Genomic DNA, 22,477 nt, shown 5'->3' with positions numbered 1-22,477 from the left:
CCTTCGGTACTTAATTCGAGGTCATGCATGACACTCTCTATCGTACCAAGGGGGCTTTTTTTATGCACATCGCAAAAACTTCGATATAAACGCAATTTACTTTATAACAGGAATGCTCCTCGTCGCTGCGCTCCTGCGGGGTCTCACCTAACTCGCTTTTCCCGCAGGAATCTGCGTCCTGCACTCCAATCAACGCTGGCATGGTAGCTTTATTTAAAATCAGACTGCAAGCTCCAAAACGCGAGGATGATTCGCAAGTCCCTTTTTCTTCCATAGTCAAAAAGTATCAAGAAAAGGTTTCGCGGCTTGTTGTTTCAGGGAAATAAAAAAGATGGAACACAATGCAGATTGACGGACATACTAAGTTTATTGACGATGAGAGAGTGATTCGAATGTGGTTAGTTTATGCGATTTTGATTATCGGGGCTTTGATCGCCTGGATGGTTGTCGATTTCAAGCTGGGGCGGAGCAGGTTCATACGCACCCGGACGAGAAGGAATTACGAAGAGCGTTATAGTGATATAACGTTGATTTCCCGCGGACCGGAATTGTTCGATAAAATGTTTGCGGACATTAAGAATGCGGAATCTTCCATTCATATTTTGTTTTATATTGTCCAGAATGATCATCTCGGCCACCGGTTTTTAGAGCTGCTTGAGGAGAAGGCCAAACAGGGCGTAGAGGTCAGGCTGCTTATGGATCAGATCGGAAGCTCGCAGGTGCCGAAGTCGAAAGTAAAGCTGCTGAAGCAGGCGGGTGCGGAAGTCGCTTTCGCCCAAAAGGTGAAGCTCCCTCATCTCTTCTTTTCCTCCCAGCAGCGAAATCACCGGAAGATTACGGTGATTGACGGAAAGCTCGGCTATCTTGGGGGATATAATGTCGGGAAAGAATACATCGATGAGAATGACAAACCGGAACTGTCCCCATGGAGGGACTATCATATGAGGATCGATGGCGAAGGTGTCCTCGATCTTCAGTCGGAGTTCTGTATCGACTGGCACCGTGCGACACAGAAGGAGTTAAGAAACGACCCCCTTTACTTTCCGCCTGCAGTCAAAGGCGGGATCATGCACCGTATTTTCCCGACGGAGGGTGTCAATATCGAGAAATTTTTTGGGGATTTCATCGATGATGCGAAGCATTCCATCGTCATCGGGACCCCTTATTTCATCCCGACCAGCCTTCTGATGGATAAGCTGCTCGGAGCTCTCGACCGCGGCGTAAAGCTGGAGATCATCGTACCGAACCAGGCGGATCATGCCCTTGTGAAAGAGGCGGCCTTCCCCTATTTCAGAACGCTCCTTGAAAAAGGGGCGCTGGTATATCAATTTATGAACGGTTTTTATCACGGGAAGCTCATGATTGTCGACGATCATTTCTGTGATATCGGGACGGCGAATTTTGACCAGCGCAGTTTTTTCATCAATCTTGAACTGAACAACCTGATTTACGACAAACATTTTATTGATATACTAAAAAAAGAAGTTGCAAAGGATATCAAGGAATCGGACAGGCTCACTGCCAGTGACTTGCAGTCCGTTTCTGTGTTCACACGCATGAAGGAAAAAGTGGCATCTGCGATTTCGATTCTTTTATAGGAGGGATTGAGCATGAAAGTGAGACTGGGATTCGTGGCAAATTCCCTTGCCCTTTGGGATTCAAGCCCCTCCAAAACAATGACTTACAGACGGTTCACCGAGCTTCCCCACGATGAACGCATGGAGAAGCTCATTGAAGTGACCCGAAAGAATCTGGAACACACAAAACGGATCCTCTACTATTGTGCCGCTCATGAAATCGAGCTGTACCGGCTTTCGAGCTCCCTCGTCCCCCTTGCGACGCATCCGGATGTCGAGTGGGACTTCCATTCTCCATTTAAAAAAGAATGGAAGGAGCTCGGGAACCTCATCAAATCCTTCGGCATCAGGGCGAGCTTTCATCCGAATCAATTCACGCTGTTCACAAGCCCGAAGCAGCATGTCACCGATAATGCCGTAAAGGATATGGTATATCATTACCGGATGCTTGAGTACATGGGGATCGAAAAGGAGTCGGTGATCAATATTCATATCGGCGGGACCTACGGCGATAAAAAAGCAGCACTCGAACGGTTTCATGAGAACTTGAATGCGATCCCGCCCGAGGTGAAGGAAATCATGACGCTCGAGAACGATGACAAGACGTACAATGTGGAGGAGACGCTTGCCGCCTGTCAAAAGGAAGATATTCCGATGGTGCTTGATATCCACCATCATGAAGCGAATCTTGGCAGTCTGCCGCTTGAGGATTGTCTCGAGGATATTTTCAAGACATGGGACAGGCGCGACCTTGTTCCGAAGATACATATTTCTTCGCCTAAATCGGATAAGGCGTTCCGGTCCCACGCCGATTATGTGAACCCCGATTTCGTGGAGCCATTTTTCAAAACCCTGAAGAAATTTGGCCGGGACGTCGACTTCATGATCGAAGCAAAGTACAAGGACCTAGCCATGCTGAAACTGACCGAGGACCTCGCCTCCATCCGGGGTGTCAAGCGGATCAGCGGGGGTGTGCTGGAGTTTTGAAGCAGAACCAACTTCTTCTGCTAATCCATTTAGTTTAAAGGGGGAAAAAATTTTGCTGGGGACAATATGAGGCTTTGCAAACTATATTGCATCGCCTTTTTTATTATTACTAAGCCTCCTTTAAAGGAATAACTCACCCCTAAGGACGAGGCAGCCTAATATACCTCAGAAAACTCAGTGAATTGTTGCTGCCGGCTTCAAAAGAATTTCAGAGGTAGTGGGACACCACAATCAATAAGGAAATCTACTAGGATCTTTATTGCTTCAATTTTTCTAATAATCCACCATCATCCACATTCCGTATGATTGAAATTTCACCATTTTCATTCAAGTTAATTCTTCCTGTTACATTAGCTGTGTTATTTTTTTCATCCTTATTGTAGCTCACTTTAACTTCATAATTGTAGGCAGCAGCATCACTGTCATCCTCTGTCTTCTGTATTTCAATGTTAGTTGGCTCTAATCGGTACCCATTTTCATACGCAAACCTTTGATATGTCATTACCCAATTTCTATTAACAAATTGTTCTAAGTCTGCAACAAGAGACTTATAGTTTTCTTCTGCATATTGTTGTAATTCAGGAGGATATGCACCCTCTTGCTCAAGGGCATTTATTAGTTCAACACTAGGTCCTGTGAATTCAATTTCCAAATAGGTTTGAATTGTCTCCACTTCCTCCTCATTTTCCTTTGTAGAATTACATGCTGACAATAAAAATGAAAGACATGTTAAAATCAATAAAAACCTAAAAAAATCAAAGTTATTTTTAATAATTACCTCTCCCCTCAAATTAAATATTTGATATTTCATAATTAAAGGTGACCACCTTATGGAGCAATCACCCTTCTAACTAATCCTTTGTTCTTACTGGAATGACTCGGCTATCTGCATCAATTCATTTTTATCAAGCATACTTTCTGATTTACCTGGATCATAATAAATATCGTACTCAGTTTCTTCATTTTCTGACCAATGAAAAGAACTTCTGTTAAGCTTATTATCTTTAAACAAAAGCCCGGAGTGATAATAACCAATGATATCTCCACTTTCTATCTTCTCACCACTGGAATGTTGATGTTTTTTTTCATTATCAGATTCAAAAAATAAAACTCTGAGGACTTGATCTTGCTCTCCCTCAAACCTTACACTAATCATTTCTCCATATGAATAGTCATCTCTTGTATTGGTTGTTACCCCTTCAACTATAAACGGGAGCTTTGTAGGAAATTTATAATTCTCACCCAATAAAGCTGGCTTCTTTATATCAACTTCATATAACTCTAAATTACTATTGCCATTTTTATTTTCGAGGAGCCTCAATTCTGTACTTCCATAATATCCAAAGATTGATATACAAGCTGCTACAAAGACAGTTGAGAGTAGAGGAGCGAATATAAATCTATTTTTGATTGCCTTTTTTTCCTTAGCCCCACTTTTTATCTGATGAAACATTTCCATTTTCCTCTCATTGCTCAAACTAATTTTATTCAAAGGTGATTCCTTGACTAGTTCTTTGATATTTCTCTCCATCCTCATTACTCCCTCCTTGTATATTTTTCTTTACTAGTTCTTTCGCTCGGGACAGCCTTGATTTCATTGTATTTTCGTTTACACCCAACACATCGGCTATTTCTCTAATTTTTAATTCTTGAAAATAGTAGAGATAAATAACTTCACGAAATTTTATTGGTAAACTCAAAATTTCTTTTGTCAGGAGATCTTTCTCGTTATTCTCCAAAACTAGATCCTCAGGTGTTTTGGTATTTCCTTTGGCAAGGGAAGATATTTTATCACTAAGGTATACATACCTTGAATAAGCACTTCTCAGATAGTCTTTGCATTGATTAATGGCAATACTTATGATCCACGTTTTAACAGAAGAGTTACCTTTAAAATCATCAATATTCTTATAGCATTTTATAAAAACTTCTTGTACTAAATCTTCCGCTATCTCTTTCTTTTTTACGTATGTAAAGATTAAACGATAAACATCGTCACTATACTCTTTGAATATATATGCGAATAAGTCATCATTTGGCGTAGGTCCGTGATAATTCATAGCAGTAACCCCCTTTCTTATTAATTATTCATTAGACGATTTCACTTTCACATTCGTTGAATAATTTACAAATTTTTTTTTTCATAATAAAAGACGATCACCCTTTTTATGGCAATCGCCTCCTCTTTAGAGAAATATTGGCACTCAAAAGAAACTATAAAGACTCGTCAATTGACGGTCATCTTTTTCTCTCCTTGAGAGGAACTTTTTCTTGTTTATGGACAATCTCTATGATTTCATTTACTACTTGTTCATGAGCTGCACTGCCTCTTTTAGGCAAAAAGAACATTAAGGGTTTAACTCCTTTTCCTTCATAAAATAAATATTTTTTGGGTGTAGAGATTACAACATATTTTTTATTGATAGTTTGCCTATTCTGTTTTGCCCCTAAAACAAACTCTAAGGTCTGTTTGTCAATTCCTACAATAAGTTGAGATGCACCACTCTTTTTTAAAGTTCTGTACAATCTTATTGCCAGTACTTTTTCCATCCCTTTCATAAGTATATGGACTCCGATTAGAAAAATCACGCAGAGGATAATCAAATTAATCAATGAGTCTTGGTTTGCCGGAATACTAATAGTGATGTAGTTGAAAATTAACACAACCGGCACTAATAGAAGTATAAAAAAATACGAAAACCTGAATGCTGGAAAATTTCTTATAACATCAATACAATCTTTCAACGAAACTTGAAATTTTGTTTGAATAACGTCCTTACTCACTAGACTTCCTCCATTCTAAGTAAATCCCTTATTAAAAACATAACATAGTGTTCTTAATAAAATGTAACTCACTTAAAAGGATATATTTTTCATTTTCAAACCATTACATCTGATTTTTCTTAAAATCTATAGGTTTCGAGGGGAGAATTTGTGCTGCTTTTCATCACCCAATCTTCTTGTTTTCTTCCACAGGCAGCCGGGACTCTCTCCGAAAAAATGAAGTGACAAAATAATATAATCCTGGTATGACGATGACCAGTCCAACAAACATATAGGTCTCTCTTGTACTGGAAACTGCTGAAGAGGCAAACAAGATCCCCAAAGGCATCGTCACCCTGATGAAAAGGAGTCTCACAGCACTCAACTGTGACAGGCGGTCTCTTGGGGATTCCTTTTGAAACTGAGCGGCATTCTGGGCATTGAACAAGGGAAAGATCAGGCCGCCGAATAATTCACAGAGCCACGCTAACGGGATCGAGTGGACGTAATACAAGAATACGAAGGAAAGGCCGCCGCCTATCAAGCCCACATACATCGTTTGCGCGTTTTTCGGTACACGGGTCAGTAAAAGCATGCCGAGGGCATATCCGACGGGAAAGGCGCCTGAAAAAATCCCATAGTGCCAGGTCTCGCCATTCAGAACGCCGCGAATGAAGGGGACACTCAACACCAAAGCTGCCCCTACTGCGAACTGTACAGCAGAGGAAAGAATGATCAGGCGCAGGAGATGGGGATATTGAAAGAAGGTTTTGTATCCCTCCTTCATCTCTTCCCACCAGAATTTCTTTGTCCATGCGGCCACTTTTTTTGTACTGGTTTGAGGTATTTGCGTCAGTGCGAAATAACTGGCAAGAAACATGACGCAGGAAAAACCATAGATGAAATGCATCGGGATGGCCACAAGTAATAAGGAAGTGGCTCCCGGGGCAAGAAAACTCATCAGCCTGATGGTGCCGTCGAGTAAGCCGTTTGCATCTGCGAGCTCTTCCTCCTTGCAAATATCGGGCAGTAAAGAAAAGGACAGGCTTGCGTAAATGGGCTGCATCATTCCCAGCAGGCATTGCAGCAGGACTAATCCTGAAATGATCCCGAGCTTGGAGCCGGTCAAATAGCCTGCCAGGGGAAGCAGATAAGCAAATGCACGGATCAATTGGATCCTCTTCAGCATCTTTTCTTTAACGATATGGTTAAGAAACGGGGCACTGATTCCCTGTAAAACCAGAGAAGGAATAAAGTAAACGAGCCAGAGGATGCCCATCCATTCTTTTGAGCCTGTCAATTCAAATAACAGCAATCCGTTAATGATCCCTCCGGCCGCCCCGCCGAATTCCGAAATGACTTCCCCTGCCCAAAGCGCCTTGAATGATCTGGAGTATTTCTTCATCTTTTGGAATCCAGGAATTGATTCAGTTTTTCTGAAAAAGCTCCGATCCTGTGCGGGTTCACTGAATAAACCCCTTTATCAGCCGCCACAAATTTTGCCGCTTTTAACAGTGAGAGTTGATGATGGAGCGATGTTTTAGACGTTTGAAACTGAACACTCAATTCCTGCAGCGACATCGGTCCTTTCATAAGCTGATACAGCAGCTTCAGACGGAGCTCGTCCCCCAGGGCTTTGTGGCCGCGGACTAATTCCGGTGAGGGCTCTCCCGGGGATGCAAGGTAATCATCTTTTAACGGATAGAAAAAAATCTTTGTATCCTGGGTCCGTTTTTCCAATATCCACGGTCTGTAGGCTGCATGGGGAATCAGTTTGACCTTCCATACCCCGGGTTCCGGGAGGTAGTTCACCCCGTCCGTCACTCTTTCAATTTCCTCTACAGAATTTCTTGCATCAAGGCTGCGATGCTGCTTACTCTCATAATCCAGTGCCTTGACCCACTTTTCCCAGTCTTCGTTTTGACTGATCCAGCTGTGCCATTCATCCAAGATGGTGATCAGCAGATCCCTGAGTACCTCATAGGAATACCGCCCAAGATGACTTATATATCCCCGTAAAAATTCATGACCTTCAAAATTTGCAGCGTATTGCTCAAACAGATCGAGTTTCGTATGCTGTTTAGCTGTTTCCGATCTCATCGTCTCAAGATTTCGGCTTTTATACGGCAGCACGGTTTTATAAAAATCAACCGCTGGAAGCTCCGTCAGGCTGTTCGAAAAATCTTGAACGGTCTCTGCGGAAAATTGATCTTGAAGCATAATGAGGGCGTACCAGAAGTTCGTTTTTTCGATTTCATTCAGGCTCTTCACCAAAGTTGGAGGCATGGAAGATGAGGCTTCTGCCCACTCCCTGTCCATGTCGAAGGTGTGCCTGAGCTGCTTATGTGTATATCCTGAGATGCCAAGGATGACTTCCCATACAGGTGACCATTCCACCTCCAGGGATATGGTTTCCACTTCATCTGATTGCAGTAAATGTTTCAAAATAAATAGCCTCCTTTTTTCTTCATTGACTTAATTCTAATATTTTCGAATATAATATTCAATATTATTTGAACAAAAAATTCAAAAAAATTACAAAAGCCCGGAGCCATCGGGATCCGGACTTTTACAACAGGGACACTTCTATTATGTAAAACTCACTTAAATACCGATTCAATCCACGGCTGAATCGCCATGAATGCCTTGAAGCCCAAGTATATCCCTACAATTCCGGCGATTCCTGCGAGGGCAGGCGGAGCGGGGATTGGAAGCTTGAACAGGGCAAAGATGAATCCTACCAAAAAACCGGTCACAATGGCCAGCACAACTGTCTTCATGAGGTACCTCCTAAACTATGTCTACCCATTATTATACGTTATGAGGAGGAAAATATTAAAAAGAAGGCCCGTCCTTCTCTGCGTTAAAGCAGCGAGGGATGGGCCTTCGAGCCATTACATTTTTTCAGGTGCAGCTACCCCGATAAGGGCAAGTGCGTTTTGAAGCGTGACGCGCACGGCTTTGACTAGTGCCAGGCGGGCTGTTGTCAGCTCGCGGTTTTCGTCATCCAGCACCTTGTTCGCATTGTAGAAGCTGTGGAATGCCGAAGCAAGATCGTTGATGTAGTTCGCGACACGGTGCGGTGTGCGCTTTTCGGCTGCATCAGCGATCATCTGCGGGAATTCACCGAGCTTCTTCAATAGATCGATTTCTTTTTCCGTTCCGATCAGGCTAAGGTCGATGCGGTCCTCGGAAGCAAGACCGGATTCTTCAGCCTGACGCAGGATCGAACAGATGCGTGCATGCGCATATTGAGCATAATATACAGGGTTTTCATTGGACTGGGACACTGCAAGATCAAGGTCGAAGTCCATGTGCGTATCCGCGCTTCTCATCGCGAAGAAGTAACGAACGGCATCGAGGCCGACTTCTTCAACCAGTTCACGCATCGTCACGGCTTTACCGGTACGTTTGCTCATCTTCATCTTCTCGCCGTTTTTGTAAAGATGGACGAGCTGGATCACGGCCACTTCAAGCTTTTCGCGGTCAAAACCAAGTGCCTCTACCGCCGCTTTCATACGAGGGATATAACCGTGGTGGTCCGCTCCCCAGATGTTGATGAGCACATCATGGCCGCGCTCGAATTTATCCTGGTGGTATGAGATGTCAGGAGTCAGGTACGTGTATGTTCCATCATTCTTGATCAGCACGCGGTCCTTATCGTCGCCAAGTTCGGTCGAACGGAACCAAGTCGCTCCGTCTTCTTCGTACACATGTCCGTTTTCACGCAGTTTGGAGAGCGCAGCGTCGATTTTTCCGTTTTCGTAAAGGGAGGTTTCTGAGTACCACACATTGAACGGCACGCGGAACATCTCAAGGTCCTTCTGAAGCTTGGACATTTCCACTTTCAAGCCGTAATCACGGAAAAATTTGTAGCGCTCGTCTTCGCTTGCTTCCACATACTTGGAACCGTATTCCTCGGCAAGCTGCTTCCCGATTCCGATGATGTCGGCGCCGTGATATCCGTCTTCAGGCATCGCCGCATCCTGCCCGAGCGCCTGGAAGTAGCGTGCCTCCACAGATTTCGCAAGATTATGGATCTGGTTCCCGGCGTCATTGATGTAGTACTCGCGCGTGACATTATAGCCTGCTTTTTCAAGCACGTTGCAGAGTGAATCACCGACTGCGGCACCGCGGGCATGGCCGAGGTGAAGGTCGCCTGTCGGATTCGCCGAAACGAACTCGACGTTGACGCGTTCGCCATTACCGGCATCAGACTGGCCGTATTCGTGATCCTGATCGAGGATCATCGGGATGAGATCCGTCAAGTAGTCATTGTTCATGAAGAAGTTGATGAAACCAGGACCGGCGATGTCCATTTTTTCAATGGAAGCCTTTGACTGATCGAAGTTCTTCATGATGTCTTCCGCGATCATTCGCGGAGCTTTTTTCGCGACACGCGCCAGCTGCATCGCCATGTTGGTGGAGTAGTCCCCGTGTGACTTATCCTTCGGCGTCTCCAGGATGATGTCTGGAAGCTGGTCCTCTGAAGCGAGCCCCGCTTTCAGGACCGCTGCCTTGATTTCGGATTTCAGGTTTTCTTGTACTTTCTCGACGATATTCATGCGCCTATTCTTCCTCCTTAAAATTGATCGACATCTCATAATCCCCGACCGGGCTGCCCTGCATGATCAGCTCATAGGAAAGGTTGAAATCCCCTTCCGTCCTGGAGAGATTTTTCGTATGTGAAAGTTTCTTAGTTTTTGTCGTCAGCAAGAGTGTGCCGAGCTCGCTTTCATAAGAGCCGTTCATCTCTTCCTCTTCGTTGAACACCATTCGCATTTTGACGGCACCGCTCCTCAGGATCAGTGCCTGGGTGTCGGTGACCTTGACGATCGTGTGGGTGGTCCCTTCTTCCTGGACTTCGTCATACTTAAGGAAAAAGGCGTCCCCTTTTTCATAGTATCGCCCGAATGAGACGAGCTCAAAAGCGTCGCTTTCTTCACCGACTGTGATAGTTGTTTTTAAGTGAATTTTGACAGGCGTGGATTCACTGTTGAAATCTGTCAAACCACTCACATCCTTTTCTTATTTAGGGTCCGATCTGGAATTTGTCCGTCCTGACTGGCGGACGGTCTTCCTCTAACTTATTAAGTATAAGAAGTATTGGGGGAAAATGCAATGAGTGGGGGTGAGTTTTGGGTTGGAAGTTTGTGAAAGTCAGGTTATATCACTCCTCAAAGACACAATTACCTCCCTTTGATTGCCGCAGTTTATTTCCGTGGAAGACTTCGCTTTCCGCGGGCGGTTGGTGAGCCTCCTCGGCTCCGCCTGCGGGGTCTCACCTAACTCGCTTTTCCCGCAGGAGTCTGCGTCTTCCACTCCAATAAACTGCTGGAGTCGGTTTACTCTAACCCTTCTGAAGGATGGTCATTTCCCCCCACTCCTTGTCTATTAGATAAGGGAAGGTCAATTGCCACCCCAACACCTTTTTAAAAATTGATAAAAGAAATAGGATCACCTTTCAAGAAGGCAATCCTATTTTTATAGAAATTATTTCACCCAACCAAGGAGCATTTCACGGATGAGTTTGCTGGCTGTGTTGGCTGTTTGTTCGGAGTTGTCGTAGATTGGGGCTACTTCGACTAGGTCGGCGCCTACTACGTTGATGTCGGAGTGTGCGATTGCATGGATGGATGCAAGCAGCTCCTTGGATGTGATGCCTCCGCAGTCCACGGTTCCGGTTCCGGGTGCGTGAGCCGGGTCAAGGACGTCGATGTCGATGGTGACGTAGACAGGGCGTCCCGCGAGCGTCGGAAGGATTCCCTTCAGCGGCTCGAGCACTTCGAATTTCGAGATGTGCATGCCGTTTTCTTTCGCCCATTGGAATTCTTCCTTCATGCCGGAACGGATCCCGAATGAATAGACGTTCTCGGGTCCGATATGCTCGGCGATCTTGCGGATCGGGGTCGAGTGGGAAAGCGGTTCTCCCTCGTACTCTTCGCGAAGATCCGTGTGGGCATCCATATGGATGATCGCCAGGTCCGGATATTTCTTCGCGATCGCCTTCATGACCGGCCATGAAACGAGGTGCTCCCCGCCCATGCCGAATGGGATTTTCCCGTCGCCTAAGAGCTGGTCGATGTAATCCTCGATCATATCGATGCTGCGCTGGGCATTTCCGAACGGAAGCGGAATGTCACCGGCATCGAAGAATTTCACTTCTTCAAGCTCGCGGTCTAGATAGGCACTGTATTCTTCAAGTCCGATCGACACTTCACGGATACGCGTCGGGCCGAAACGTGAACCCGGACGGTAGCTCACTGTCCAGTCCATAGGCATTCCGTAAAGCACGACTGAGCTTTCTTCGTATGAAGGGTGGCTCTTAATAAATACATTACCTGAATAAGCTTCATCAAAACGCATCATATTCAAACCTTTCTCTATCGGGGGCGGACATTTGGTGGACCGTCCCTCCTTTATTCAATACAAGACCGGGGGACCCCGGTCTTTGATCCGTTACTATTATTCCGTCAGGTCTTTGACGAATTTAGGAAGCACGAATGCTGCTTTGTGCAGTTCCGGTGTGTAGTATTTAGTCTGGATTTCGTGGAAACGCTCTTCCGGCACTTCGATTGGGTCGTGTTTTTTCGATCCGATCGTGAATGCCCACATGCCGCTCGGGTATGTCGGGATATTCGCTGTGTACAGGCGCGTAACCGGGAAGATTTCCTTTACATCACGCTGTACCTGACGGATAAGGTCCGCTTTGAACCAAGGGTTGTCACATTGAGCGACAAAGATCCCGTCTTCTTTAAGAGCTTTCGAGATTCCCGCGTAGAAACCTTTGGTGAATAGATTTACAGCCGGCCCGACAGGCTCAGTGGAATCGACCATGATGACGTCGTATTCATTTTCACTTTTCGCGATATGCATGAATCCGTCGCCCACCTGGACGTCGACGCGTTCGTTTTCAAGCTCGCCCGCGATTTCCGGGAGGTATTTCTTTGAGTATTCGATGACTTTTCCGTCGATATCGACCAATACGGCTTTTTTCACGCTTGGGTGCTTCAGCACTTCGCGGATGACGCCGCCGTCCCCGCCGCCTACTACCAGTACGTTTTCAGGGTTCGGGTGTGTGAATAATGGTACGTGTGCAACCATTTCGTGGTAGACGAATTCGTCTTTTTGGCTTGTCATGACCATGCCGTCAAGGAAGAGCATGTTGCCCCATTCTTCTGTTTCGGCCATTTCGAGGTATTGAAAATCCGTTTGTTCTGTATGTAAACTCTTTTTGATTTTCATTGTGATTCCGAAGTTGTCTGTTTGTTTTTCTGTGTACCAAAGTCCACTCATTGTTTCTACTTCCCTTCTTTGTTTTTTATAGGCCCTTAATCGCCGCTTATTGATTTCCGTGGAAGACTCCGCTTTCCGCGGGCGGTTGGTGAGCCTCCTGCTTTTTCATTTGGGAGGGACTGTCCAGCTGCGGGGCTTAGAAGCACATGTCATAAGTCAAACCGGCCAAGAAGGAAAAGAACGCCTTCGTGACCTCTTCGCCTTATGCCACACGCCTCTGAGCAAAGCCCCTCCGCTTTTCTGATAGGAGTCTGCGTCTTCCACTCCAATCAAAAGCTGGATCCGTTTAATTACTAAATAGCTATTATGTTTATTCTAGCTGAAAACCTGTTACTGCAAATTATCAAATATACTTAACCTTCCAAATGGAAAAGTCACTTAACATCACAGGTGTTGATTACAAAATAAATAACGTCACGGTCAGACGTCATTTTTATCCTTCCCTATCATGATAAATACAAACATGAGAAAAAGTATAGTGGAATCTAGCAAAAATTCAAGTGAAATTTTTTCTATCTGGTTCATGTTTAAAAACTCTTCAAACCTTTCATACTGAATATATATAGCTGAAGATTGCGGGAAGTCCTGTGCATCGTGACTGACGGGGCGGCGGAGCGGGAATGGATTTTCATAGAAAACTATTTTATAGAGAAGGCGGGATCGGGGATGGAACTGATGACTCGTGCTGGATTGGAGAAAACAAAAAAATATGTGAGAGCGGCCGTTATTTTGTCTCTTTTCTTATCTGTCCTTATGCTCATCGGGCTGATCGGGGTGCTGACGTACGCGAAGTTCCAGGGTCCCCCTCCGCTTGCGGTGCCTCAGTCCACGCTGATTTACGGGGAGGACGGCAAGGTGATTGGCGAGACGAATACCGGGGAAAAGCGCTACTGGGTGGATCTCGAAAAGGTTTCACCGGCACTTATCGAGGCGACAATTTCAATAGAAGACAAGAATTTTTACCAGCATTACGGATTTGATTTAAAGAGGATAGCAGGGGCCGCACTTGCCGATATAAAGGCGATGGGCAAGGTCCAGGGGGCAAGCACCATTTCCCAGCAGTATGCCCGAAATCTCTTTTTGACGCATGATAAAACGTGGAAGCGGAAGGTCTCGGAAGCCCTTTATACCCTCCGGATCGAAATGAATTACAGCAAGAAAGAAATCCTTGAAGGGTATCTGAATACGATTTATTACGGTCATGGTGCCTACGGCGTCCAGGCCGCAAGCCAGTATTATTTCGGGAAGGATGCCGACCGGCTGACGCTTGCCGAGGCGTCCCTGCTTGCCGGGATCCCGAAAGCGCCTTCCTACTATTCGCCTCTCAAATCAGCCGAGCATGCGAAGAGCCGTCAGGAGCTCATCCTGGATTCCATGAGAGAAGACGGATTCATCACGAGAGAGGAAAGTGAAATCGCGAAGGCAAAGCCGGTCAAAATCACCGGGGAACACGCCCATCAAACGGTGGAGACGGCCCCTTATTTTCAGGATGTGGTGAAAAATATCCTCCGCACAGAATTGGGGCTGGATGAGCGAACGATCGAGATGGGCGGACTCAAAGTGTTCACGACGCTGAACACGAAGCATCAGGAAATCGCCGAAAAAGTGGTCGATGAACAGATCGGGGAAGGATCCGACATTCAGCTCGGGTTTGTCTCGATGAATCCGAAGAACGGCTACGTCACCGCGATGATCGGGGGCAGGAGCTATGAGGAGAGTCCATTCAACCGGGCGGTCCAGGCGATCCGCCAGCCGGGCTCGACGATAAAGCCGCTCCTGTACTATTCCGCACTCGACCAGGGCTTCACCCCTGCCACAACGATGAAAAGCGAGCTCACGACGTTCACATTTGACGAAAATAAAAAATACGCGCCGCACAACTACAATAATAAATACGCAAATGATGATATCACGCTTGCCCAGGCGATCGCGCTTTCCGATAACGTCTATGCCGTGAAGACGCATCTATTCACGGGCCAGGATACCCTGGTGAAAACGGCGAAAGAGAAATTCGGTCTTACCACCCCGGTCAAGAAGTATCCGTCCTCCGCCCTCGGGACCTCTGGGGCAAGGGTGATCGACATGGTGAACGCCTACAATCTATTCGCGAACGGCGGCTACAAAGTGAAGCCGGTGTTCATCACCCGGGTCGAAGACTGGTCGGGGAAGGTCATTTATGAAAAAGAAGTGAAAAAGGAACAGGTGCTGGATCCCGACAAGGCGTTCGTGATGACGCATATGCTGAGCGGGATTTTCGATCCGAAACTGAATGATTACTCGACCGTCACCGGGATCCAGATCCGCAAAGACGCGACCAGGCACTATGCGGGTAAATCCGGGACGACCAACACCGACAACTGGATGATCGGCTTCTCCCCTCAGCTGACTGCGGGAGTATGGACCGGTTATGACAAAGGGAAAGACATCTCGATTGTGGACGATAAGCTATACGCGAAGAAAATATGGGTGAATTTCATGGAGGAAGCCCTGAAGGACGAACCCGTCAAGGCATTCAAGCCGACCAAGGGCGTCGTCGGCGTCGCGGTCAATCCCCATAACGGCAAGCTTGCCACCAAGGATTGCCCTGTCCAGCGCTTCACTTATTTCGTGAAGGGTACGGAACCGACCGAATACTGCAAGGAACACCCCGGAGAAAAAGAAGCACCGCAAGAAAAACAGCCGTCGAAAAAAGACAGTAAACCTTGGTACAAAAAACTTAAAGATTGGATTTTCTAATCTTGATAAAAGGCCCGCTCCCGCACCCGGGAACGGGCCTTCAGTCTGTCAGAGTTTCATTTTCAATCCTTCATGTGTCGCTCTGAACCCGAGGTTCTGATAGAACCTGAGAGCGTCGCCGCGCTGTTTGTCCGTTGTGAGCTGGACAAGGCTGCAGCCGCGTTCACGGGCACGTCCGACCGCCCAGTTGATCATCTTGGATCCGACTCCCTGCCCGCGTACCGCGGAAGACGTCCTCACGCCCTCGATTGTCGCCCGCCAGCTTCCCTGATGGGTAAGATATGGCGTGAACGTTATCTGCATGACACCTATGATTTCTTTGTCGTGACAAGCCACTGTCAGTTCATTGTGCGGATCTGACTCGATCGCCTGAAAGGCTTTCAGATACCCTTCCGGCAGGGGATCCGCATAACATTCCCTTTCTTTTCCCAATACATCGTCCGCAAGCATCTGGACAATCCGGTCCAAGTCCTCTGCTGCGGCTAATCTGAATGTAATCTCCCTCTCCACCTCTGCCACTCCTTCTTTGTAACAATCTACTACTATCGTACCCGGCAAGCTGTCATAAGTTAATTAGAATATCATTATCTTTATGCTTAAGTTTTCCTTATGTTTTCGCGTCTTTACGTTGAGGAGGTTTTTCCGGTCTTTAGTTTATCGCTTTTTTATGAGGGAATAATGGTGACAAGAAATCAAGGGGAGGTTTGGCGATGGTTAAAGTTCTGGGAACACGGAGCATTTACTCCGGACGGAATCTGTTATCGGGATTCCTATGCGGGCTCGGCCTGGTGGCATTCATTGATGAGACGGTCTTCCATCAGCTGCTTCACTGGCATCATTTTTATGACAGATCCACCACGGATATCGGCTTGGTATCGGATGGATTCTTCCATGCATTCAGCTGGTTTGCCACAATCGGCGGATTTTTTCTTTTTGCGGACCTGAGGCGGAGGAACGCCTATTGGCAGGCGAGATGGTGGGGCGGCATCCTGCTCGGCACCGGCGGATTCCAATTGTACGACGGTACGATCCAGCATAAAATCATGCGCATTCATGAAATCCGCTATGTTGAAAATGTGTTCGTTTACGATTTAATTTGGAATAGCATTGCCCTTGCACTGCTGATTGCCGGCATCATGGTGACGATCCGTACAGGCAGGAAGGCGAAGGCGGAACTCAGCCGATGAGCATGAATCACGTCCACGAAGAAGCTGCCCGCAGCCTTTTGGGGCCCGGACCTCAATTGATCTTGGCCCTTCCTTTTGTTTGTGCCCTCTTCCTTTATGTGTGGGCAGTAATCCGTTCAAACCGCCGCTTTAAAAAATGGCCATTATACCGAACGGTTTCCTGGTCCGCAGGAGTTTTTCTGGCCATTGCTGCCGTTGCCGGTCCCCTTGCAGAGAAGGCACATCATGATTTTCAGGCACATATGCTCGGCCATCTGTTCCTCGGCATGCTTGCTCCGCTCTTAATGGTACTGGCTGCACCGATGATGCTCACATTGCGCACCCTTCCAAGGGATAAAGCAAGAAAGCTCTCGCAGTTGTTAAAAAGCAGGCCGCTAAATGTTTTAAGCGACCCTTTTTTTGCTTCGTTCCTGAATATAGGGGCCTTGTGGCTTCTATACACCACGAGCCTGTACAGCGCCATGCACGAGAATATCCCGCTGCATATTTTCATTCATCTGCACGTATTCCTCGCCGGCTTCCTTTTCACGGTCAGTTTGATCTATATCGATCCAATCCCGCACCGTAAAAGCTATGCATACCGGGCTGCGGCATTGCTCTCTGCCCTTGCTGCCCACGGCATCCTTTCAAAGATCATTTATGCCCGGCCGCCTGAGGGAGTCCCGGCAGATCAAGCAGAATCCGGGAGCATACTTATGTATTATGGAGGGGATGCCATCGATATCATCCTTATTTTCATCCTTTGCCTGCAATGGTACAAGGCCTCAAGGCCAAAACCGGCTGTTACCAATCTATAAAGCTCTTTTCGTAAACTTTGTTGCTAAACAGACAAGAAAATACCGGAACTTGGGTATTTTCGGGTTGTCCGTCCTTCTCTGGTTTAAACTTGAGTCCGAAAAGAGCACGTCCACAAGCTGCATTCAGGTTACAAGCCTATTTACGAAGAGCAACAATCTTTTAGAAAACAGCCATCTATTAAAACGAAAAACCCCGGGCTTGTGCGAACCCGGGGTCTTTCATGTCCTAGTTTATGTGCAAACTGTGCTTTAAGTGTACTTTTTTTCCAACAGGAGTACAAGATGTGAAAGTCACTTTCAAATAAATGTCACAATTTGTTCACAAATTAAGAATTTTGTCGAAAATAAAAAGTCCGTCCCCCGCTGCGTTCCCGCAGTGAAGGACAGACTCTTCCATTTATTCAGCTTTCAGTGCTTCCTTCAGTTCAGGCTTGGAACGGTCCCACATGCCCTGGTCGTGATTTTTCAGGAAGTCTGTAAGGATTCCCTTTGACTTATCGTCCATATGATCGACGATGATGTGACGCTTGATGGATTTATCCATATGATTCACGTGCTCAGGCATCGACTTGTAGCCTCTGCGCTTTTCACGGTTCATGACCATTTCACAGGCTGTCACCCCTGCATAATAAGGGCCTTCATCGGTGCGGTCGATCGTAACCCAGATCAGCCAGTACGGCTTGCCGCCGGCCGAATCCTCGCGGTTGTTCGTGAATTTGATCCCTCGTTCCATCGGGCTCCGCGCATGCATCGCCCCGATCTCGATCGTCGCTTCCCCTTCTTCGACATCGATCATGACAGGAGAAACATTATCAAGGCTCAGCGATCCGACACCGAAGCCCCCGTGGCCGTCCGTCGGGTCACTTTTTATGATATTGAATCCGATGTTCTTTTTCTTTTCCATCGAAACTCACTCCTTTTAGCTAAAAATTGAAAAGATTGTTCCGTAAATCGTGCTGAATGCCTGACCGGTCGCACTCATGCCTGTATTCAGAAACGGCCAGATCGTGTATTGGTCAAGCGGTGTGATTACCAGGATCAGAAACAGCAGGATGCCGTATTGTTCAAACTTGCTCATTTTCACCCTCACATTCGGCGGCGACAGATCCTCGATGATCCGGTAGCCGTCAAGTGGAGGAAATGGCAGCAGGTTAAACACAAACAGAAGGATATTCAGTTCGACGATCATCTGAAGAAGGTCGATCACGAACGGAGGAATCCCGCCTCCCGTCACACCGACAAAGAAATAAAACAGGCCGAACGCGATGAAGGCAATCAGGAAGTTGCTCAGCGGTCCTGCAGCCGAGACGAGAATGCCCGCAAGCCGCGGGTTCTTGAAGCGCGAACGCATCACGGGAACCGGCCGCGCCCAACCGAAACCTGCAATCAGGATCAGGATTGTCCCGAAAGGATCAAGATGCTGAACAGGATTCAGCGTCAGCCTTCCCTGATCCTTCGCTGTCGTGTCCCCGAATTTATAGGCCACATACGCATGGGCAAACTCATGGACCGTGAAGGCGAGCACCAATGCAATGACCACAAACGGAAGCTCTTCAAGCGAAAAGACCGAAATAGATTCAAAAAAACTGCGAAAAGTATCCAAACTATGTACTCCTTTAAAAATGGTTTACTTTCTTATTCAATAGTATACAGAAAAAGTCCTGCTCATGACTTTCAACTTACGCTTGCTTCCCCGCCCCCGCAGGATTACAGTAAAGATGGGGTTCTACCCACGATTGTATCAAAATCAAGGATAAGGAGCGAATCATAATGCCTTACGTAACCGTAAAAATGCTTGAAGGACGTTCAGAAGACCAAAAGAAAGCACTCGTCGAAAAAGTCACCCGGTCCGTCAGCGAAACAACCGGCGCCGCCGAAGACAAAATCGTCGTCTTCATCGAAGAAATGACAAAAGGCCACTACGCCGTCGGCGGGAAGAGATTGAGTGATCAGTAGGTTTGTGAGACACCCTTGATTGGAGGGTGTTTTTATTTTGGACAGGGGATGGGCTGCGAAATTTCCAATTAAAGGTAAATTAAGCATATATCTTATTTTTTCAGCATAAAAAGAAAAAATTCAGCATAAACGAAAATTGTTCAGCATATCTTCCCGATTTGTCAGCATAAATAAGTTCCCAGCCCCTGCCACAAAACCGCCATCCATAAACGGCATCCGCCTGAGCTTCACTCCCCAAACCAAATAAAAAGACCGCCCTTCCTCTAAGAGCAGCCCTTCATCCAATTATTGAACAACCTTCAGCTTCTTCAACCCGTCGATATAGGCAAACGCCTCATCGATTTCTTCTTCCGTATACTTCTGCTTGCTCTTTAGCGTGAAGACCTTCTCGCAGACTTCTTCTTTAGTAAGATTATCAAAATATAAAACCGTTGAAACAAGCTCCAAAAAGCGTGCAGACTGCGTGTTCATGTCCGTAAGGCAATCCTTCAGGGACGGAATGTCCTTTTCATAGAGTGAAAGGAATTCTTCCCCTTCCTTCGTGACGGTGTAGCGGTACTGGTAATAGCCGCCCTTTTTCTCGCGCACCTCCGAGATGAACCCCATATTGCAAAGTTCCTCGACGCGCAGGGTCAGCTCCTCCGAATAAGGGCCGTAAAAATGAAATTGGAATTTTTCCTGAAACGGGAAAGCGAGCTTCTTGGCGATGAAGATCATCTTCTGCAGCTTCTTCCTCCCCACCACTTCGCCGGACGCTAAAAAGGCACTCATCAGTTTTGCATGTTCTTTCAACAATGTACGTCATCTCCTACTCCTAGTATTGCATAAGCGATTCTCCGTTGGCATAGGTGTCGGGGCTGTCCTGCAGATGATGCCCGCGCACCGATCGCGCGAGCCATTCACCCATACAGCCTTTTTCTAAGAAAGTTCCAGAATCGTCCGTATCTGTCTCTTTATATTCTTCTTCGTTGATTCGTCGTATAGTAAATCCACTGGATAGTATAATTTATGGTCGGTTCTGCGCTTGCCCGAGATGGAATCGACGATATCCGATTCCCTCGAGAGCTCCCGAAGCTCGTTGTTTCTCATTAAAAGATGAATTGGAAGTCGTTCCTCTTCCTCACCAGGCCGGTAGAAATCGTACGGAAGATCAGAAGATGAGTCCACCACCAGATAATACTCGGGGTCGATGCCTGCTTTTTTAAACAGGGTCTCTAGCTCACTGTGCTTCTTGTATTCCTTCGCCGGATCAAATTCCACGTATTTGAAGAGGTTGCGGTTCATGAATCTCTCGCATAAATCGCGCAGGATTCCGTCCTCTTCTTCCTGCCAGATTTGAAAATAATACATGATCACCGATTCATCGAGCTTCAAATAATCCTGAAGTGCGACGCTTCCTGTAAAAAGCGAGTAAAAATGAAGGGGCTTCTGCTTGAAAGAGTATCCCGTTTCATGAAGCTCCTTCGCTCTATGTAAAATCTTCGTCAGGATCACTTCCGCACTGCGTGTCACTGGATGGAAGTAGACCTGCCAGTACATCTGATAGCGGCTCATGATGTAATCCTCGACGGCATGCATCCCGCTCTGCTTGATCACGACCTGATCTTCACGCGGCCTCATCACGCGCATGATGCGTTCCATGTCGAAATGTCCGTAGCTCACTCCCGTAAAATAGGCATCGCGCTGCAAGTAATCCATGCGGTCGGCATCGATCTGGCTCGAAATCAGGCTGACGACAAGCTTGTTCTCATAGGTCTTTGCGATGACCTCCGCTACATGCTTCGGAAAATCCTTCCCGACTTTCGTAAGGACCCCATTCACTTCGGTGTCGCCCAAAATGATCGCCTGCGTGAAATGCTCATGATCGAGGTGGAACACCTTTTCAAACGAATGTGAAAAAGGCCCGTGGCCGAGGTCATGGAGCAGGGCTGCACACAGGGAAAGAAGACGTTCCTCCTGATCCCATTCCGGACGTCCATCAAAGACATCATCCACGATGCGGCGGATGATTTCGTAAACACCGAGGGAGTGGTTGAAGCGGCTGTGCTCCGCCCCGTGGAAGGTCAAATACGTCGTACCGAGCTGCCTGACCCGTCTGAGGCGCTGGAACTCCTTCGTCCCGATGAGATCCCAAATCACGCGGTCCTTTACATGAACATACCGATGAACAGGGTCTTTGAATACTTTTTCTTCATGTAATTTCTGCTTGGAATACTCCATCTTCTACCCTCTTCCTAAACTAGCATATTTCTATTATAGCGACTTTGTACCCGGCATTCATCTCGAATTTTGTCGAAAAAAATATAAAAATGTCCCCTGAACAACGCACACCGGGCACTCCGTCACCCTCAAAAAAATTTCAGCTTTCTAACCATCTTGACAAACATTTTCATGCTCTCTCCAATACTTCTCCATCCCTTAAATATTTCCTTCCAGGGGGACGCGTAAACCTTTTTAAACCAATCTCCGGCATGGACCTGAATCATCGGCCGTTTCGCGCATGTAATGGAGGGCTTTCACCGGTTTAAAAGGGAAAAGAAAAAACTCCCTCAAAGGAAGTTTGCTGTACCACGCATTTATTTCTTCAATTTCTTTTCGATCTTTTCCATTAATTCTTCTTCCGTCAATGCCGCTACCGGACGATTATTGACAAAGGCGAATGTCTTTTTGCGTCCTGGACCACAATAGGACTGACACGCAATATCGATTGGTGCGTCCGGGTCCATCTCTTTTAATTTCGGAATCAAAGTCTTTAAGTTCACGGCCTGACAATCATCGCAAACCCTGAATTCGTTTGCCACCTGCCAACAACCCTTTCTATCTATCGAATCAATTATTTTCATACAAACATCGATTTCTAGAATACAGTTTTCTGAAGCGATTTGCAAGAGAGCGACGTTTCCAGGTTGTGGAGACTATTCTTCCCTCCAGCAGGGTTTTATAGATGCATTTGAGAAGGAAGATATTTCATTATTATTTAAGGTGGACCCATTGTATCAAACGAATCCAGCGTTTGATTGGAGTGGAAGACGAAGACTCCTATTAGAAAAGCGGAGGGGCTTTGCTCAGAGGCGTGTGGCATAAGGCGAATCGGTCACGAAGGCGTTCTTTGCCTTCTTGGCCGGTTTGACTTATGACATGTGCCTCTAAGCCCTGCAGCTGGACAGTTCCTCCCCCG

Annotated in this window: 23 protein-coding genes; 6 read left to right on the top strand and 17 right to left on the bottom strand. The window is 46.6% G+C overall.

Translation table 11 applies throughout. From position 1 onward, the window contains the following. Nucleotides 1-392 precede the first annotated feature (392 nt). Nucleotides 393-1,598: a cardiolipin synthase gene (cls, locus tag BHE18_RS22570; protein WP_083573940.1), complete on the top strand. Its 1,206-nt coding sequence runs from the start codon at nt 393-395 to the stop codon at nt 1,596-1,598. A 12-nt stretch (nt 1,599-1,610) separates the two neighbouring features. Continuing rightward, nucleotides 1,611-2,564 (top strand): UV DNA damage repair endonuclease UvsE, encoded by a 954-nt coding sequence (gene uvsE, locus BHE18_RS22565; RefSeq protein ID WP_071620711.1) that lies wholly within the window; start codon nt 1,611-1,613, stop codon nt 2,562-2,564. A 256-nt stretch (nt 2,565-2,820) separates the two neighbouring features. On the opposite strand, the gene BHE18_RS22560 is transcribed toward uvsE, so the two are convergent. From BHE18_RS22560 to speE, 11 genes are all read right to left on the bottom strand, one after another. Beyond that, nucleotides 2,821-3,375, bottom strand: a complete 555-nt coding sequence (locus tag BHE18_RS22560) for a hypothetical protein (protein ID WP_071620710.1) — start codon at nt 3,373-3,375, stop codon at nt 2,821-2,823. A 54-nt stretch (nt 3,376-3,429) separates the two neighbouring features. After that, nucleotides 3,430-4,101: a hypothetical protein gene (locus BHE18_RS22555; protein ID WP_141771976.1), complete on the bottom strand. Its 672-nt coding sequence runs from the start codon at nt 4,099-4,101 to the stop codon at nt 3,430-3,432. Further along, nucleotides 4,049-4,624: a sigma-70 family RNA polymerase sigma factor gene (locus BHE18_RS22550; protein WP_071620708.1), complete on the bottom strand. Its 576-nt coding sequence runs from the start codon at nt 4,622-4,624 to the stop codon at nt 4,049-4,051. The genes BHE18_RS22555 and BHE18_RS22550 overlap by 53 nt, the downstream gene beginning before the upstream one ends. A 178-nt stretch (nt 4,625-4,802) precedes the next feature. Beyond that, nucleotides 4,803-5,348 carry a hypothetical protein gene (locus tag BHE18_RS22545; RefSeq protein WP_071620707.1) on the bottom strand — a complete coding sequence of 182 codons (546 nt, stop codon included), beginning with the start codon at nt 5,346-5,348 and terminating at the stop codon, nt 4,803-4,805. Nucleotides 5,349-5,511: 163 nt separating this feature from the next. After that, complete coding sequence (locus tag BHE18_RS22540; RefSeq protein WP_071620706.1) at nt 5,512-6,732, bottom strand: MFS transporter; 1,221 nt, start codon at nt 6,730-6,732, stop codon at nt 5,512-5,514. Next, nucleotides 6,729-7,772, bottom strand: a complete 1,044-nt coding sequence (locus BHE18_RS22535) for an ArsR/SmtB family transcription factor (protein WP_071620705.1) — start codon at nt 7,770-7,772, stop codon at nt 6,729-6,731. The genes BHE18_RS22540 and BHE18_RS22535 overlap by 4 nt, the downstream gene beginning before the upstream one ends. Before the next feature lie 155 nt (nt 7,773-7,927). Beyond that, complete coding sequence (locus tag BHE18_RS22530) at nt 7,928-8,107, bottom strand: XapX domain-containing protein (protein ID WP_032086963.1); 180 nt, start codon at nt 8,105-8,107, stop codon at nt 7,928-7,930. Nucleotides 8,108-8,221: 114 nt separating this feature from the next. After that, the gene (gene argS / locus BHE18_RS22525; protein ID WP_071620704.1) at nt 8,222-9,892 is read right to left on the bottom strand and encodes an arginine--tRNA ligase; all 1,671 of its coding nucleotides are present in this window, start codon (nt 9,890-9,892) and stop codon (nt 8,222-8,224) included. Nucleotides 9,893-9,896: 4 nt separating this feature from the next. After that, on the bottom strand, nt 9,897-10,337 hold the full coding sequence (locus BHE18_RS22520) for a DUF1934 domain-containing protein (protein WP_071620703.1): 441 nt from the start codon (nt 10,335-10,337) through the stop codon (nt 9,897-9,899). A gap of 483 nt (nt 10,338-10,820) precedes the next feature. Beyond that, nucleotides 10,821-11,693, bottom strand: coding sequence for an agmatinase (gene speB, locus BHE18_RS22515; protein ID WP_071620724.1), 873 nt, complete (start codon nt 11,691-11,693; stop codon nt 10,821-10,823). A 99-nt stretch (nt 11,694-11,792) separates the two neighbouring features. Continuing rightward, a complete protein-coding gene (gene speE, locus BHE18_RS22510; protein WP_071620702.1) occupies nt 11,793-12,623 on the bottom strand; it encodes a spermidine synthase in 831 nt (276 codons plus the stop codon). A gap of 666 nt (nt 12,624-13,289) precedes the next feature. On the opposite strand from speE, the gene BHE18_RS22505 reads away from it, so the two are divergent. Next, on the top strand, nt 13,290-15,359 hold the full coding sequence (locus BHE18_RS22505; RefSeq protein WP_071620723.1) for a transglycosylase domain-containing protein: 2,070 nt from the start codon (nt 13,290-13,292) through the stop codon (nt 15,357-15,359). A gap of 48 nt (nt 15,360-15,407) precedes the next feature. Here BHE18_RS22505 and BHE18_RS22500 read toward each other — a convergent pair whose 3' ends face one another. Next, nucleotides 15,408-15,869, bottom strand: coding sequence for a GNAT family N-acetyltransferase (locus BHE18_RS22500; protein WP_141771975.1), 462 nt, complete (start codon nt 15,867-15,869; stop codon nt 15,408-15,410). Nucleotides 15,870-16,069: 200 nt separating this feature from the next. Here BHE18_RS22500 and BHE18_RS22495 point away from each other — a divergent pair, with 200 nt between their 5' ends. Then, nucleotides 16,070-16,546, top strand: a complete 477-nt coding sequence (locus tag BHE18_RS22495; protein ID WP_071620701.1) for a DUF2243 domain-containing protein — start codon at nt 16,070-16,072, stop codon at nt 16,544-16,546. Next, complete coding sequence (locus BHE18_RS22490; RefSeq protein WP_071620700.1) at nt 16,543-17,343, top strand: cytochrome c oxidase assembly protein; 801 nt, start codon at nt 16,543-16,545, stop codon at nt 17,341-17,343. The genes BHE18_RS22495 and BHE18_RS22490 overlap by 4 nt, the downstream gene beginning before the upstream one ends. A 397-nt stretch (nt 17,344-17,740) precedes the next feature. Here the strand turns inward: BHE18_RS22490 and BHE18_RS22485 are convergent, their stop codons facing one another. Both BHE18_RS22485 and BHE18_RS22480 read right to left on the bottom strand, forming a co-directional pair. After that, nucleotides 17,741-18,247, bottom strand: coding sequence for a YwhD family protein (locus BHE18_RS22485; RefSeq protein WP_071620699.1), 507 nt, complete (start codon nt 18,245-18,247; stop codon nt 17,741-17,743). Nucleotides 18,248-18,262: 15 nt separating this feature from the next. Next, a complete protein-coding gene (locus tag BHE18_RS22480) occupies nt 18,263-18,946 on the bottom strand; it encodes a site-2 protease family protein (protein WP_235860430.1) in 684 nt (227 codons plus the stop codon). 167 nt (nt 18,947-19,113) lie between these two features. Between BHE18_RS22480 and BHE18_RS22475 the strand changes: the two genes are divergently transcribed. Beyond that, the gene (locus BHE18_RS22475) at nt 19,114-19,299 is read left to right on the top strand and encodes a 2-hydroxymuconate tautomerase (protein ID WP_071620698.1); all 186 of its coding nucleotides are present in this window, start codon (nt 19,114-19,116) and stop codon (nt 19,297-19,299) included. Between the two features lie 285 nt (nt 19,300-19,584). Here the strand turns inward: BHE18_RS22475 and BHE18_RS22470 are convergent, their stop codons facing one another. The 3 genes from BHE18_RS22470 to BHE18_RS22460 form a co-directional block, all read right to left on the bottom strand. Next, nucleotides 19,585-20,094 (bottom strand): YwgA family protein, encoded by a 510-nt coding sequence (locus tag BHE18_RS22470; RefSeq protein ID WP_071620697.1) that lies wholly within the window; start codon nt 20,092-20,094, stop codon nt 19,585-19,587. A 123-nt stretch (nt 20,095-20,217) separates the two neighbouring features. Continuing rightward, complete coding sequence (locus BHE18_RS22465) at nt 20,218-21,519, bottom strand: HD domain-containing protein (protein ID WP_071620696.1); 1,302 nt, start codon at nt 21,517-21,519, stop codon at nt 20,218-20,220. Between the two features lie 356 nt (nt 21,520-21,875). Beyond that, a complete protein-coding gene (locus BHE18_RS22460) occupies nt 21,876-22,100 on the bottom strand; it encodes a DUF1450 domain-containing protein (protein ID WP_071620720.1) in 225 nt (74 codons plus the stop codon). Nucleotides 22,101-22,477: the final 377 nt, after the last annotated feature.

The organism is Rossellomorea aquimaris (assembly GCF_001877785.1).
Lineage (GTDB): Bacteria > Bacillota > Bacilli > Bacillales > Bacillaceae_B > Rossellomorea > Rossellomorea aquimaris_A.
The sequence above is the reverse complement of the archived record's forward strand: the minus strand, read 5'-3'. Positions and strand labels throughout refer to the sequence as shown.

What these genes read in the sequence shown, in the direction of transcription:
- argS (WP_071620704.1), bottom strand. Translation starts at nt 9,892, where the DNA reads ATGAATATCGTCGAGAAAGTACAAGAAAACCTGAAATCCGAAATCAAG.
- BHE18_RS22555 (WP_141771976.1), bottom strand. Translation starts at nt 4,101, where the DNA reads ATGAGGATGGAGAGAAATATCAAAGAACTAGTCAAGGAATCACCTTTG.
- BHE18_RS22505 (WP_071620723.1), top strand. Translation starts at nt 13,290, where the DNA reads ATGGAACTGATGACTCGTGCTGGATTGGAGAAAACAAAAAAATATGTG.
- BHE18_RS22465 (WP_071620696.1), bottom strand. Translation starts at nt 21,519, where the DNA reads ATGGAGTATTCCAAGCAGAAATTACATGAAGAAAAAGTATTCAAAGAC.
- BHE18_RS22540 (WP_071620706.1), bottom strand. Translation starts at nt 6,732, where the DNA reads ATGAAGAAATACTCCAGATCATTCAAGGCGCTTTGGGCAGGGGAAGTC.
- uvsE (WP_071620711.1), top strand. Translation starts at nt 1,611, where the DNA reads ATGAAAGTGAGACTGGGATTCGTGGCAAATTCCCTTGCCCTTTGGGAT.
- speB (WP_071620724.1), bottom strand. Translation starts at nt 11,693, where the DNA reads ATGCGTTTTGATGAAGCTTATTCAGGTAATGTATTTATTAAGAGCCAC.
- BHE18_RS22550 (WP_071620708.1), bottom strand. Translation starts at nt 4,624, where the DNA reads ATGAATTATCACGGACCTACGCCAAATGATGACTTATTCGCATATATA.
- BHE18_RS22475 (WP_071620698.1), top strand. Translation starts at nt 19,114, where the DNA reads ATGCCTTACGTAACCGTAAAAATGCTTGAAGGACGTTCAGAAGACCAA.
- speE (WP_071620702.1), bottom strand. Translation starts at nt 12,623, where the DNA reads ATGAGTGGACTTTGGTACACAGAAAAACAAACAGACAACTTCGGAATC.
- BHE18_RS22485 (WP_071620699.1), bottom strand. Translation starts at nt 18,247, where the DNA reads ATGGAAAAGAAAAAGAACATCGGATTCAATATCATAAAAAGTGACCCG.
- BHE18_RS22495 (WP_071620701.1), top strand. Translation starts at nt 16,070, where the DNA reads ATGGTTAAAGTTCTGGGAACACGGAGCATTTACTCCGGACGGAATCTG.
- BHE18_RS22530 (WP_032086963.1), bottom strand. Translation starts at nt 8,107, where the DNA reads ATGAAGACAGTTGTGCTGGCCATTGTGACCGGTTTTTTGGTAGGATTC.
- cls (WP_083573940.1), top strand. Translation starts at nt 393, where the DNA reads ATGTGGTTAGTTTATGCGATTTTGATTATCGGGGCTTTGATCGCCTGG.
- BHE18_RS22490 (WP_071620700.1), top strand. Translation starts at nt 16,543, where the DNA reads ATGAGCATGAATCACGTCCACGAAGAAGCTGCCCGCAGCCTTTTGGGG.
- BHE18_RS22560 (WP_071620710.1), bottom strand. Translation starts at nt 3,375, where the DNA reads ATGAAATATCAAATATTTAATTTGAGGGGAGAGGTAATTATTAAAAAT.